This is a genomic window from Pseudomonas sp. TYF_14 (assembly GCF_043105275.1).
Taxonomy (GTDB): domain Bacteria; phylum Pseudomonadota; class Gammaproteobacteria; order Pseudomonadales; family Pseudomonadaceae; genus Aquipseudomonas; species Aquipseudomonas alloputida.
In genome coordinates this window covers 1-12,017 of the sequence record NZ_JBICLK010000024.1, presented here as the reverse complement: position 1 = coordinate 12,017, position 12,017 = coordinate 1, and the positions used below count along the sequence as shown (strand labels likewise).

Here is a 12,017-nt window from a genome sequence, read left to right as displayed (position 1 = left end):
TACCCTCGTGGAACATTACTATCGTGAACTGGTGAGCTTTCTGTCTGCACGCTTGGGTAGCCGTCAGGCGGCGGAGGACGTCGCTCACGATGCTTATCTGCGGGTCCTGGAGCGTACTGGCAGCGAACAGATCGAGCATCCGCGTGCGTTCTTGTATCGAACCGCGCTGAACCTGGTTGTCGACCGGCACCGGCGTCAGTTGGTGCGCCAGGCCGAGCCGCTCGATGCCCTGGATGCCGATAGTCGGCTGCATAGCTCTGAGTTGCAGCATGACCTGCAGTTGGACCAGCGCCTGGCACTGATGCAAAAGGCCCTTGATGAGTTGAGCAGGCCCTGCCGTGACAGTTTTCTGTTGCGCAAAATCGAGGGGCTGTCCCATCAGCAGATCGCCGAGCGGCTGGGCATCTCGCGCAGCCTGGTGGAAAAGCACATCGTCAATGCCATGAAGCACTGCCGGGTGCGCATGCGGCAATGGGAATCCTGATTGCCAGGTTAAAGGCAAATGCAAATTCCGTCAGTCAATCACTTGATTTATGCGGCTTTCCCGACTTCTATCAAAGAAGACCGCTGCCAGGCATGGCCCTGGCAATAGCCGTTACCGGCGCAGTATGGTCATGGAGCGCACCCATTACCCAACTGCCCAGGTCCCACCATGGCAAACAAGACCCTGCGCATCCTCATCGCCGACGCACACCCGTGCCAGCGCCTGCAGCTGGAGCGGTTGCTCAATGGTTTGGGCTATTACCGGATAGCCCCCGTGGCTAGCTTCGAGGAACTGCAGCGCCTGGTGCAGTGCGCCTTGCAGCCCTTTCACCTGTTGCTGGGCAATATCGAGTTGGCCAGCCATTGTGGCGTCGATCTGGAGCGTTTCTGCCGCGTCAGCACACAAATCCAGCATGCCCTGCTTTACCATTCCAGCCAGTTGAAAGTGCCAGCAGTGCCGCAGACCGAGCGCCAGGCGGTCAGCCTGAGCCTGCCTCAGGCGCCCGATAACGAGGCGTTGGAGACGTTCATGGCAATCATCGACGCCCCGATGGTGGTCGGCAGGCTACCGCTGCCGGGCACGCTGCCGGCCAGTACAGCGCGGCCACGGCCGCGAGCCAACTTCGCGCATACGGTATTCAACCGCTAGCGGTGCCGCCGGCGGGGCAATCGGGCAGCTATTTGTTATGCTCTTGCCCTTTGCCGATCTGCGGACCCTGCCATGACTGCCATCGATACCGCTCGCCCGCCCCGGTTCAGCCGCGGCGACCATCGGACCCTGGGCCTGGCGGCGCTGGGCGGCGCGCTGGAAATCTACGACTTCATCATTTTCGTGTTCTTCGCGCTGACCCTCAGCCAGCTGTTCTTCCCGCCCGAGATGCCCGAATGGCTGCGCCTGCTGCAAAGCTTCGGCATTTTCGTCACCGGCTACCTGGCGCGGCCGCTGGGCGGCATCCTGATGGCGCACTTCGCCGACCATCTGGGGCGCAAGCGGGTATTCAGCCTGAGCATCCTGATGATGGCCCTGCCGTGTCTGCTGATCGGTGTGATGCCGACCTATGCCGACATCGGCTATGCCGCCCCGCTGATCCTGTTGGCCTTGCGCATCCTCCAGGGGGCTGCCGTAGGCGGTGAGGTGCCAAGCGCCTGGACGTTCGTTGCCGAGCACGCGCCCAACGGGCGGCGCGGCTATGCCCTGGGCTTTCTGCAGGCCGGGCTGACTTTCGGCTACCTGCTGGGGGCGCTGACCGCAACTTTGCTGGCGCAACTGTTCACCCCGCAGGAAATCCTCGATTACGCCTGGCGCTACCCGTTCCTGTTGGGTGGGGTGTTTGGTGTGATTGGTGTGTGGCTGCGCCGCTGGCTCAGTGAAACACCGGTGTTCCTCGCCCTGCGCGCGCGCCAGGAGCAACCTGTGACGTTTCCGCTGCGGCAAGTGCTGGGCGAGCACCGCCGGGCGTTGATCCCTGCTGCGTTGCTGACCTGTGTGCTGACCTCGGCGGTGGTGGTGCTGGTGGTGATCACGCCGACGGTGATGCAGCAGCGTTTCGGCATGAGTGCCGGGCACACCTTCGCCCTGAGCAGCGTGGGCATCGTCTTCCTCAACATTGGCTGCGTGCTGGCCGGGCTGCTGGTCGACCGTGTGGGTGCCTGGCGCGCGCTGATGCTGTATAGCCTGTTGCTGCCGCTGGGTATCGGCGCGTTGTACGCCAGCCTGGTGGGGCAGTGGGGCATGACCTGGCTGGCCTATGCGCTGGCGGGGTTGAGCTGCGGCGTGGTGGGGGTGGTGCCCTCGGTGATGGTGGGGCTGTTCCCGGCGCAGATCCGCGTATCGGGCATTTCCTTCACCTACAACGTGGCCTACGCACTGTGGGCCAGTACCACGCCGTTGGCACTGATTGCGCTGATGCCGTGGAGCCCATGGGTGTGTGTCGGGTTTTGTCTGATCATGGGCGCGGTGGGGCTGCTGACGGCCCTGTATTTCGGGCGTCGTGAGCCATTGGTGTTTGCGGCGGAGCCGATACCGGTCATGTGCGGCGACAAATGAGCAGGTGCATGTCTTGGGTTGTGTAGCAAGGCTTGCACCGAGCGCCGCCCGCGCGGCGCATCGCGAGCAAGCTCGCTCCTACATTTGTTCCGGGCCAAGTATGCCTGTGGGATTTGCGCGCGAACGCCCTGGCGCATGGCTCGATATCGCGTCGTACAAACAAGGCGGTCGCGCGCGCCTGGCACAGGATGGACTGGCTCGAAACAGATGTAGGAGCGAGCTTGCTCGCGATGCGCCGCGCGGGCGGCGCTCGATCTGATAGGCGCTGAACCTCTCACGGCGAACACCTCGTAGGTCCAGACGCATACTCACAACAAAAAGCCCCCGGCCCATAAGGACCGGGGGCTTTTTGTTGCCGCAAGGGCAGGGGCCTTACATGTTCGGGTAGTTCGGCCCGCCAGCGCCTTCAGGGGTGACCCAGGTGATGTTCTGGGCCGGGTCCTTGATGTCGCAGGTCTTGCAGTGCACGCAGTTCTGCGCGTTGATCTGGAAACGCTTGTTGCCGTCTTCCTGGGTGACCACTTCGTACACGCCCGCCGGGCAGTAGCGCTGGGCAGGCTCGTCGTACAGCGGCAGGTTGCTGGCGATCGGTACGCTCGGATCGGTCAGCTTCAGGTGGCAGGGTTGTTCCTCTTCGTGGTTGGTGCTGGAGAGGAATACCGAGCTGAGCTTGTCGAAGCTGAGCTTGCCGTCCGGTTTCGGGTAGTCGATCTTTTTCGAATCGGCGGCCAGCTTGAGGCAGGCATAGTCCGGCTTGGTGTCATGCAGGGTGAACGGCAGCTTGCCACCGAACCAGTTCTGGTCGACATAGTTGAACGCCGCGCCCAGCAGCGGGCCGAACTTGTGCATGGCCGGGCCGAAGTTGCGGCTGGCGAACAGTTCTTCGTACAGCCAGCTGGCCTTGAAGGCGCTGACATAGCTGTTCAATTGATCGCCGCCTTCGCTACCGGCGATCAAAGCGTCGGCCACTGCTTCGGCGGCGAGCATGCCGGACTTCATCGCGGTATGGCTGCCCTTGATCTTGGCCACGTTCATGGTGCCCAGGTCGCAACCGATCAGCGCGCCACCATTGAAGACCATTTTCGGCAGCGAGTTGATGCCGCCCTTGGCCAAGGCGCGGGCGCCGTAGCTGATGCGCTTGCCGCCTTCGAGGTACTGGCTGATCACCGGGTGGTGCTTGAGGCGCTGGAATTCGTCGAACGGCGACAGGTAGGGGTTGGCGTAGGACAGGTCGACGATCAGGCCGACCACCACCTGGTTGTTTTCCAGGTGATAAAGGAACGAGCCACCGGTGTTTTCCTTGGCCACCACGTCCAGCGGCCAGCCGGCGGTGTGCACCACCAGGCCTTGCTCGTGCTTGGCCGGGTCGATTTCCCAGATTTCCTTCAAGCCGATGCCGTAGTGCTGGACGTCGGACTCGCTGTCGAGGTTGAAGCGCTTGATCAGCTGCTTGCCGATATGCCCACGGCAGCCTTCGGCGAACAGGGTGTACTTGGCACGCAGTTCCATGCCCGGGGTATACAGGCCGTCTTTCGGGTTGCCTTCGCGGTCGACACCGAGGTCGCCGGTGACGATGCCGCGAACCACGCCGTTGTCGTCGAACAGCGCTTCCTGGGCGGCGAAGCCCGGGTAGATTTCCACGCCGAGGTTTTCGGCCTGCTGGGCCAGCCAGCGGCACAGGTTGCCCAGCGAGATGATGTAGTTGCCATGGTTGTGCATGGTCTTGGGCACGAACAGGTCAGGCACCTTGGTCGCGCTGCCGGCATCCTTGAGTACGTAGATGTCGTCGCGCTTCACTTCGGTGTTCAGCGGTGCACCGAGCTCTTTCCAGTCGGGGAACAGCTCGTTCAGGGCGCGGGGCTCGAACACTGCGCCAGAGAGGATGTGGGCGCCGACTTCAGAGCCTTTCTCCACCACGCAGACGCTGATTTCGCTACCGGCTTCGGCGGCCTTCTGCTTCAGGCGGCAGGCGGCGGACAGGCCCGCCGGGCCGGCGCCGACGATGACCACGTCGAATTCCATGTATTCGCGTTCCACTGGTTCTCTCCTACTCATCAAGGCTCGTGCTGTTGCTTTGTCTTATGGGTGCGGGGCATTTGCAGCGGTTCTACGCAACGGCGGAACTGTAGCTGGGCAAATGACGGACTACACCGTTTTGTCTTGGCCGCGCATTATATCTACACCACTTGGCGGGTCCAATACAAACGTTTGTTTGAATTTGCCGCAGGCCAGTAAAATCACAGGAACGCGGCTGGAGGGTGACCGATTTGCCGTATTGACCGGAATGGGTGTTACGGTCAAGATACGAGCGGTTTTACGTTCGCCGTAGGCTTGCAGCCGGGCGCAGGTACACCTCTAAAGACCAGGTGTGGAGCAGGGTTTTGCGGGCTTAGGTCGGTTTGTAGTGGAGTTTACACGCCACGACAGGAAATGACCCGTGAGGATTTGTCGCAAGAGTCCGAACAAGACTGTTTGGTCACTGTGAAGTTGCTGCCTCCCGATACGTTTTTAGAGGTGCCCTTGTACCCACGCGCATCGCTGGGCTCTGCCCCAGGCGACTATCTATTCACCGGAGAGTAACGAGGAATCCATGAAGGTTCTTGTAGCTGTCAAACGAGTGGTCGACTACAACGTCAAGGTTCGCGTCAAAGCGGACAACTCCGGCGTCGACCTTGCTAACGTCAAGATGTCCATGAACCCCTTCTGCGAAATCGCCGTGGAAGAAGCCGTACGCCTGAAGGAAAAAGGCGTTGCGACCGAGATCGTCGTGGTTTCCGTCGGCCCGACCACTGCCCAGGAGCAACTGCGTACTGCCCTGGCCCTGGGTGCCGACCGTGCCATCCTGGTAGAAGCCGCTGACGAACTGAACTCCCTGGCCGTGGCCAAGGCGCTGAAGGCCGTTGTCGACAAGGAGCAGCCGCAGCTGGTCATTCTCGGCAAGCAGGCCATCGACAGTGACAACAACCAGACCGGCCAGATGCTGGCCGCCCTGACTGGCTTCGCCCAGGGTACCTTTGCGTCCAAGGTCGAAGTCGCTGGCGACAAGCTGAATGTCACCCGTGAAATCGATGGCGGCCTGCAGACCGTTGCACTGAACCTGCCTGCGATCGTCACCACCGACCTGCGCCTGAACGAGCCACGCTACGCGTCGCTGCCGAACATCATGAAGGCCAAGAAGAAGCCGCTGGAGACTGTTACTCCAGACGCACTGGGCGTTTCCCTCGCCTCCACCAACAAGACCGTGAAGGTTGAAGCCCCGGCTGCCCGCAGCGCGGGCATCAAGGTCAAATCGGTGGCCGAACTGGTCGAGAAGCTGAAGAACGAAGCGAAGGTAATCTAAATGACTATCCTGGTTGTCGCTGAATACGAGGCCGGCGCCGTAGCCCCGGCCACCCTGAACACTGTCGCTGCAGCCGCCAAGATCGGTGGTGATGTGCACGTCCTGGTCGCTGGCCAGAACGTCGGTGGCGTTGCCGAATCCGCTGCCAAGATCGCCGGCGTTGCCAAGGTGCTGGTGGCTGATAACGCCGCCTACGCCCACGTCCTGCCGGAAAACGTCGCGCCGCTGATCGTCGAGCTGGCCAAGGGTTACAGCCATGTGCTGGCCCCGGCTACCACCAACGGCAAGAACATCCTGCCACGGGTTGCCGCGCTGCTGGACGTGGACCAGATCTCCGAGATCATCTCGGTCGAGTCCGCCGACACCTTCAAGCGCCCGATCTACGCGGGTAATGCTATTGCCACCGTGCAATCGAGTGCGGCCATCAAGGTGATCACCGTGCGTACCACCGGCTTCGACGCCGTGGCCGCCGAAGGTGGTTCGGCTGCCGTCGAGGCTGTTGGCGCTGCCCACAACGCCGGTATTTCGGCTTTCGTTGGCGAAGAGCTGGCCAAGTCCGACCGCCCAGAGCTGACCGCTGCCAAAATCGTCGTTTCCGGCGGCCGTGGCATGGGTAACGGTGACAACTTCAAGCACCTGTACAGCCTGGCCGACAAGCTCGGCGCTGCGGTTGGTGCTTCGCGCGCCGCAGTCGACGCAGGCTTCGTGCCGAACGACATGCAGGTCGGCCAGACCGGCAAGATCGTTGCGCCACAGCTGTACATCGCCGTCGGTATCTCCGGCGCGATCCAGCACCTGGCCGGCATGAAAGACTCCAAAGTGATCGTGGCGATCAACAAGGACGAAGAAGCGCCGATCTTCCAGGTGGCCGACTACGGCCTGGTCGCTGACCTGTTCGAAGCGGTTCCGGAGCTGGAAAAGCTGGTCTGATCCGCCTGCTTCACTTATAAAGAACCCGGCCCTCGTTTTGAGGGTCGGGTTTTTTTATGGCTTGAGGGGTGAGGGATGACGTTGCGCGGAACGGGCAGGGTGCTGGCATGTGTGGCGCTGTTGGTGTCACCACTGGCCATGGCCGCAGGCAAGTGCGAGCGCCTGGTGGCGACCGGTAGCCCAGATGCGCCGCCCTATTCGTGGCAAGACCCGAAAGACCCCGGGCACCTGATTGGCGCCAACGTCGACCTGTTGCGCCAGGTGGCTGGCGAACTGGGTGTGAAGGTCGAGGTGCTGAGTGCCGGTCGCCGTGATCAGGCGCTGGAAGAGGTGCGCAGTGGGCGCATGGACCTGCTGCTCGACACCCCCTTGCAGGTGGAGCAACTGACCGCGCTGGACTACATCCATCCGCCGTTGCAGCTCAATGAGTACCTGGTGTGGACCCGCCATGATGCAGCGGTGACCTTTGATGGCCCGGCCGATCTGGCCAGATACCAGGGCAGTTTGTCCGAGCGTGCACGCCTGACCCCGGCCTTTACTGCGTTCGCCAAGGCACAGCTCAAGCTGGTGCCGGCGCAAAACCTGACCCAGGCCTTTCAGAAACTGGTACTCGGCCAGGTGGACTATGTGCTGGCTGGCCGTTACTCCGGTATGGCCATGGCCCAGAGCCTCGGCATGAGCAATGACCTGATAGCCCGCGGCTTGCCGGTGGACAGGCCGGGCCTGTACCTGGCGCTGTCGCACAACTCGGCGTGTAATGACAGCTGGTTGCGTGGGCAATTGGCAAAAAAACTGACAGAATTGCCGATCTCTGGTGCATCCGAAGCTGTGCTGCAACGAAATGTCGAGCGCTGGAAAGCGCAGATGCAGGTACCGGCGGACGCCCCCAAACACTAGGAAGATTGCGTGAGAACCCAACCACTAATCCTTGCCCTGGCCGTGCTCGGCCTGGCTGGCTGCGCCAATGATCCGGCCCCTGAAGAGCAGATGCGCATTTCCGAACAGGCACTGGACCAGGCCAAGGCCGTCGGCGCCACTGAGCAGGTCGAAACGCTGAAACTGGCTGAAGACAAGTTGGCCCGCGCCAAGTCCAACATGCTTACCCAGGACTACCGCGATGCGCGCATGCGCGCTGAGCAAGCCGAGCTGGATGCGCGCCTGGCCGAGGCCCAGGTGCTGAACCAGAAGAGCGAAGAGCAGCTGCAGGTGCTGCAGTCGCGGGTCAAGCGCTTGCGCAAGCAACTGGAGGTGCAGCCATGATCCGTCGTACGCCTTTGGCTGCACTGGCATTGTTGGCGCTGACGGCAGGTTTGCAAGGTTGCGCCAGCCAGCGCAGCAGTGCCGCGCTGGATGAGGCCACCGTTGCCTTCCAGGGGGTCAAAGATGATTCCGATGTGCTGCGCAGCGCGCCGCGTGACGTGATTCGGGCGGGTGAGTCGCTGGCTCGCGCCGAGCGCCTGTCCAGTTACATCGGCACCGGTTCCGATGTGCGGCATTATGCTTACCTCAGCCAGCGCTACAGCGAGATTGCCCGCGAGCATGCCAAGCTGGCGCTGAACCAGGAGCGCCAGGCCAAGCTCGACCTGGAGCGCCAGCGCCTGCAGCTGGCCTTGCGTGAGGCCAAACTGGCCAGCGTGCAGCAGCAGGGCAAGTGGGTCGAGTCGCAGATTGCCGCGTTGGCTTCGGAGCAGGCCGACCGTGGCTTGGTGATGACCTTGGGCGATGTGCTGTTCGATACCGGCAGTGCCGACCTGAAGAACTCGGCCAGCCGGACTGTGCTCAAGCTGGTGCAGTTCCTGCAGCTCAACCCGCGCCGGGTAGTGCGTATTGAGGGCTATACCGACAGTACTGGCGCGGGCGAGGAGAATCTCAAGCTGTCGCGCGACCGGGCGCAGTCCGTGGCTGACATGCTTGTGGACCTGGGCATCGACGAAAAGCGCCTGCAGGTTGAAGGCTATGGCGACCAGTACCCGATCGAGGCCAATGCTTCGGAGCGGGGCAGGGCGCAGAACCGTCGGGTGGAGATCGTATTCTCCGATGACAAGGGGCGGCTCGCACCGGCGCGCTGAGTCTTGTAGAAATGGGCCGCTTTGCGGCCTGTTTTATGTCGGTTTAATCGTTTCGATAGCTGTCACGCTGTTGTATTGTCGACTACGTTGCAATCTGTCCCAGTACACTTTGCAACTGTTACGGTATCCTCTACCGTCAGTGACCCGTACAAGAACAACGAGCATGTCGACATGACCAACCTGCTGCTGTACCAGCGTATCGCCCAGCAACTGGCCGATGATATCCGTCGCGGTGTCTACCAGCCAGGCGAGCGGGTACCCTCCGTGCGCAAGATGAGCGCCCAGCTCAATGTCAGCCATGCCACGGTGTTGCAGGCCTATGCCAATCTCGAGGACCAAGGGCTTATCCGGGCGCGGCCGCAGTCTGGCTATTACGTGCACCAGACCCCTGCCTTGACCGCGCAAACCCCCGACATCGCTCGGGTGGAGCGCCCGGGCCTGGTCACGCGCGCCAGCATCATCCAGCAGGTGCTGACTGAGGCGCGCCGCGATGGTGTGTTCCCGTTTGGTGCTGCTGTGCCGCATGTCGACTACCTGCCAGTGCGCGCCCTGCATCAGCAAATCGCCAAGGTGACGCGCTTTCATAGCCCGCGCGCCTTCAGTTACATGTTCAGCCCCGGTTTCGAGCCGCTGCGCCGACAGATCGCCATACGCATGCGCGATGCCGGCGTGCTGGTCGACCCGCGCGAAGTGATCGTGACCCATGGGTGTGTCGATGCCCTGCAGATGTCGCTGCGGGTGCTGACCCGCCCAGGTGACCTGATCGCCGCCGAGTCACCGACCTATTACGGCTTGCTGCAGCTGGCTGACCTGCTGGGTTTGAAAGTGATCGAAATCCCCAGTGACCCGTCCACCGGTATCAGCCTCGAAGCCTTGCAACTGGCGGCTAACCAATGGTCGATCAAGGCGCTGGTGCTCACTGCCCGCTTGAGCAATCCGCTGGGCGGCACCGTTCCCGAAGAGCGGCAAAAGCAATTGCTGCGCCTGGCCTCGGACTTCGATATCCAGATCATCGAGGATGACATCTACGGTGAGCTGATGTTCGAGCAAGGCAAGACCAAGGCGCTGAAGGCGTTCGACCGGCTGGACCGGGTGATCTACTGTTCGAGCTTCTCCAAGACCCTGTCCCCTGGCGTGCGGGTGGGCTGGATGATCGCAGGGCGTTACCAGGACGAGATTCAGCGCCTGCAGACTTTTACCACCCACTCGGCCTGTAGCGTGACGCAGATGGGCGTGGCAGCCTACCTGGAAAATGGCGGCTACGACCGGCATCTGCGCTACATACGCCAGGAATATCGCAAGAACCTCAGTGCCTACCAGCTGGCAGTGCAGCAGCACTTCCCCGAGGGTACCCAGATGACCCGGCCGACAGGCGGCTTCATCCTCTGGGTGAGCCTGCCCGGTCGGGTCAATACCCAGGAGCTGCATGTGCGCGCGCTGGAGCAGGGCATCAGCATTGCACCAGGACTGATATTCAGTAACACAGAGCAGTTCAACCACTGTGTCCGACTCAATTGCGGCATACCTTGGAATAAAGAGGCCGAGCGGGCTGTGATTACGCTCGGTTTGCTGGCGCAGCAGTTGTGCAGGGAGACTGCGGTCACGCTGTTGTAAGGCTTGCAAGCCGCCTGTGGAACAGGGAGCATAGGCATTTTTCCTGCCAGTCTGTCCATTTGCCATGAACGCTTCGCGCTGCTTTGTCCTGATCGTGTGCCTTCTGACGTTCTGCTGCCCGGTCGTCCCTGCCTTGGCTGCGCAACCGGCAAACCAGGCTCAAACAGCTCAGGGTAAGCACGTGCCAAAAAAGGCGACTGCCAAGCCTGCACACAAGCCGGTCAGCAAAGCGGTTGCCAAGCCCTTGCCCAAGACAAATCTGGACCTCAGCCTGCCAGTCGAGATGGTCGACAACCTTGAGCCGAATGTGGGCACGCCTTCGCCAATCCAGCGGCGCAAACCTTTGTTGCCGCCCATGTTCACAGAAAAGCCAGAGACCAATGACAGTCCGTATCAGCTCAATGGCCGGCTTATCAACAACGAAATGCAGCTGCAACTGCGCAATGACAGCCGTCATGACGTGGAAGGAGCCGCCATCGATTTCGAGTATCGCCAATAGGCGGGAGCTGACTGCCAGGTCACAGCAGATTTCATCGTGCCAGCAATTTCAAACGACTGTTTGAGCGGTTACTATCCAGGGACGTTCGTCCCGTTTTGTTCCAGGGAGTCCTGATTTTGGTGAATAGCCATGCAATGCCGTGAGGGTTGTGGTGCCTGCTGCATCGCCCCGTCCATCACTTCTGCGATGCCGCGAATGCCCAATGGCAAGCCGGCGGGTGAGCGCTGCCTGCACCTGACTGCGGCCAACCTTTGCGACCTGTTCGGCAAGCCTGAGCGGCCGGCGGTGTGCGGTGGTTTCAAGGCAGATGCCGAGGTGTGCGGCAGTGATCGTGACGAGGCAATCAGGATTCTTGGCTGGTGGGAGCAGATGACGGCGGCGTGACAGGCTGGATCTTCGACAACAAGGATAAACATGATGAGATCGTTCAAGCGTATTGCACTGCTGTGTGGTGTGGGTGTTCTGCTGTCGCCTGTGGCCTGGGCTGAAAACTGGCAAGTGGCCAAGGACGAGGACGGGATCAAGGTGTCCCTCAGTGAGGTGGCCGGGTCCAAGTACAAGGCCTATCGCGGTGTGACCGTGATCAAGGCGCCGCTGGCCAAGGTCGAGGCGCTGCAGGAGGACGTGTCCGGGGCCTGTGCCTGGATTCACGAATGCAAGTCGCAGAAGCTGCTCAAGCACGAAGGTGACCAGAGCTGGACCTATACCCAGTTCAATACGCCATGGCCGGTGACGCCGCGTGATTCCGTGCTGCACATTACGACCATCAAGGAGGCGGATGGCAGCCTGACCCGTAACCTGAAAGAAGAGCCGACTTACCTGCCGGAAGAGAAGGGTTTTGTTCGGGTGGCAAAAGTCGACGGCTTCTGGAAGCTGGTGCCCAAGGGTGACAGCACTGAAGTGACCTACCAGGTGCACACTGAGCCAGGTGGTAGCGTGCCGGCGATGGTGGCCAACAAGTTCGTGGTGGATGCGCCGTTCAATACCCTGAAAGGGCTGCGTGAGCGGGCGGAGAAAAACTGAGGTTTTGTGGTG

Annotated in this window: 13 protein-coding genes; 12 read left to right on the top strand and 1 reads right to left on the bottom strand. The window is 61.5% G+C overall.

The window, feature by feature from the left end:
- The first annotated feature begins 7 nt into the window (after positions 1-7).
- The 3 genes from ACF8O8_RS06685 (at position 8) to ACF8O8_RS06675 (ending at position 2,530) form a co-directional block, all read left to right on the top strand.
- On the top strand, positions 8-484 hold the full coding sequence (locus ACF8O8_RS06685) for a sigma-70 family RNA polymerase sigma factor (protein ID WP_010954963.1): 477 nt from the start codon (positions 8-10) through the stop codon (positions 482-484).
- Between the two features lie 168 nt (positions 485-652).
- Positions 653-1,132, top strand: a complete 480-nt coding sequence (locus tag ACF8O8_RS06680) for a hypothetical protein (RefSeq protein WP_010954962.1) — start codon at positions 653-655, stop codon at positions 1,130-1,132.
- A gap of 72 nt (positions 1,133-1,204) precedes the next feature.
- Positions 1,205-2,530, top strand: coding sequence for an MFS transporter (locus ACF8O8_RS06675; RefSeq protein WP_010954961.1), 1,326 nt, complete (start codon positions 1,205-1,207; stop codon positions 2,528-2,530).
- Between the two features lie 372 nt (positions 2,531-2,902).
- Here the strand turns inward: ACF8O8_RS06675 and ACF8O8_RS06670 are convergent, their stop codons facing one another.
- On the bottom strand, positions 2,903-4,585 hold the full coding sequence (locus ACF8O8_RS06670; RefSeq protein ID WP_010954959.1) for an electron transfer flavoprotein-ubiquinone oxidoreductase: 1,683 nt from the start codon (positions 4,583-4,585) through the stop codon (positions 2,903-2,905).
- 535 nt (positions 4,586-5,120) lie between these two features.
- Between ACF8O8_RS06670 and ACF8O8_RS06665 the strand changes: the two genes are divergently transcribed.
- The 9 genes from ACF8O8_RS06665 (at position 5,121) to ACF8O8_RS06625 (ending at position 12,005) form a co-directional block, all read left to right on the top strand.
- Positions 5,121-5,870 carry an electron transfer flavoprotein subunit beta/FixA family protein gene (locus ACF8O8_RS06665; protein ID WP_003254232.1) on the top strand — a complete coding sequence of 250 codons (750 nt, stop codon included), beginning with the start codon at positions 5,121-5,123 and terminating at the stop codon, positions 5,868-5,870.
- The gene (locus ACF8O8_RS06660; protein WP_010954958.1) at positions 5,871-6,800 is read left to right on the top strand and encodes an electron transfer flavoprotein subunit alpha/FixB family protein; all 930 of its coding nucleotides are present in this window, start codon (positions 5,871-5,873) and stop codon (positions 6,798-6,800) included.
- Positions 6,801-6,875: 75 nt separating this feature from the next.
- Entirely contained in the window at positions 6,876-7,697 is an 822-nt protein-coding gene (locus tag ACF8O8_RS06655) for an ABC transporter substrate-binding protein (RefSeq protein ID WP_010954957.1), read from the top strand.
- A 9-nt stretch (positions 7,698-7,706) separates the two neighbouring features.
- Positions 7,707-8,060 carry a DUF4398 domain-containing protein gene (locus ACF8O8_RS06650; protein ID WP_010954956.1) on the top strand — a complete coding sequence of 118 codons (354 nt, stop codon included), beginning with the start codon at positions 7,707-7,709 and terminating at the stop codon, positions 8,058-8,060.
- Positions 8,057-8,869, top strand: a complete 813-nt coding sequence (locus ACF8O8_RS06645; RefSeq protein WP_010954955.1) for an OmpA family protein — start codon at positions 8,057-8,059, stop codon at positions 8,867-8,869. The genes ACF8O8_RS06650 and ACF8O8_RS06645 overlap by 4 nt, the downstream gene beginning before the upstream one ends.
- Before the next feature lie 171 nt (positions 8,870-9,040).
- Positions 9,041-10,483, top strand: coding sequence for a PLP-dependent aminotransferase family protein (locus ACF8O8_RS06640; protein WP_003254223.1), 1,443 nt, complete (start codon positions 9,041-9,043; stop codon positions 10,481-10,483).
- A gap of 64 nt (positions 10,484-10,547) precedes the next feature.
- A complete protein-coding gene (locus ACF8O8_RS06635) occupies positions 10,548-10,982 on the top strand; it encodes a hypothetical protein (protein ID WP_010954953.1) in 435 nt (144 codons plus the stop codon).
- Positions 10,983-11,111: 129 nt separating this feature from the next.
- On the top strand, positions 11,112-11,366 hold the full coding sequence (locus ACF8O8_RS06630; protein ID WP_010954952.1) for a YkgJ family cysteine cluster protein: 255 nt from the start codon (positions 11,112-11,114) through the stop codon (positions 11,364-11,366).
- Positions 11,367-11,399: 33 nt separating this feature from the next.
- Positions 11,400-12,005 carry an START domain-containing protein gene (locus tag ACF8O8_RS06625; protein WP_049588216.1) on the top strand — a complete coding sequence of 202 codons (606 nt, stop codon included), beginning with the start codon at positions 11,400-11,402 and terminating at the stop codon, positions 12,003-12,005.
- Positions 12,006-12,017: the final 12 nt, after the last annotated feature.

Excerpts from the sequence above, each read along its gene's own strand:
- ACF8O8_RS06680 (WP_010954962.1), top strand. The coding sequence starts at position 653 with ATGGCAAACAAGACCCTGCGCATCCTCATCGCCGACGCACACCCGTGC.
- ACF8O8_RS06675 (WP_010954961.1), top strand. The coding sequence starts at position 1,205 with ATGACTGCCATCGATACCGCTCGCCCGCCCCGGTTCAGCCGCGGCGAC.
- ACF8O8_RS06670 (WP_010954959.1), bottom strand. The coding sequence starts at position 4,585 with ATGAGTAGGAGAGAACCAGTGGAACGCGAATACATGGAATTCGACGTG.
- ACF8O8_RS06665 (WP_003254232.1), top strand. The coding sequence starts at position 5,121 with ATGAAGGTTCTTGTAGCTGTCAAACGAGTGGTCGACTACAACGTCAAG.
- ACF8O8_RS06660 (WP_010954958.1), top strand. The coding sequence starts at position 5,871 with ATGACTATCCTGGTTGTCGCTGAATACGAGGCCGGCGCCGTAGCCCCG.
- ACF8O8_RS06655 (WP_010954957.1), top strand. The coding sequence starts at position 6,876 with ATGACGTTGCGCGGAACGGGCAGGGTGCTGGCATGTGTGGCGCTGTTG.
- ACF8O8_RS06645 (WP_010954955.1), top strand. The coding sequence starts at position 8,057 with ATGATCCGTCGTACGCCTTTGGCTGCACTGGCATTGTTGGCGCTGACG.
- ACF8O8_RS06640 (WP_003254223.1), top strand. The coding sequence starts at position 9,041 with ATGACCAACCTGCTGCTGTACCAGCGTATCGCCCAGCAACTGGCCGAT.
- ACF8O8_RS06635 (WP_010954953.1), top strand. The coding sequence starts at position 10,548 with ATGAACGCTTCGCGCTGCTTTGTCCTGATCGTGTGCCTTCTGACGTTC.
- ACF8O8_RS06630 (WP_010954952.1), top strand. The coding sequence starts at position 11,112 with ATGCAATGCCGTGAGGGTTGTGGTGCCTGCTGCATCGCCCCGTCCATC.
- ACF8O8_RS06625 (WP_049588216.1), top strand. The coding sequence starts at position 11,400 with ATGAGATCGTTCAAGCGTATTGCACTGCTGTGTGGTGTGGGTGTTCTG.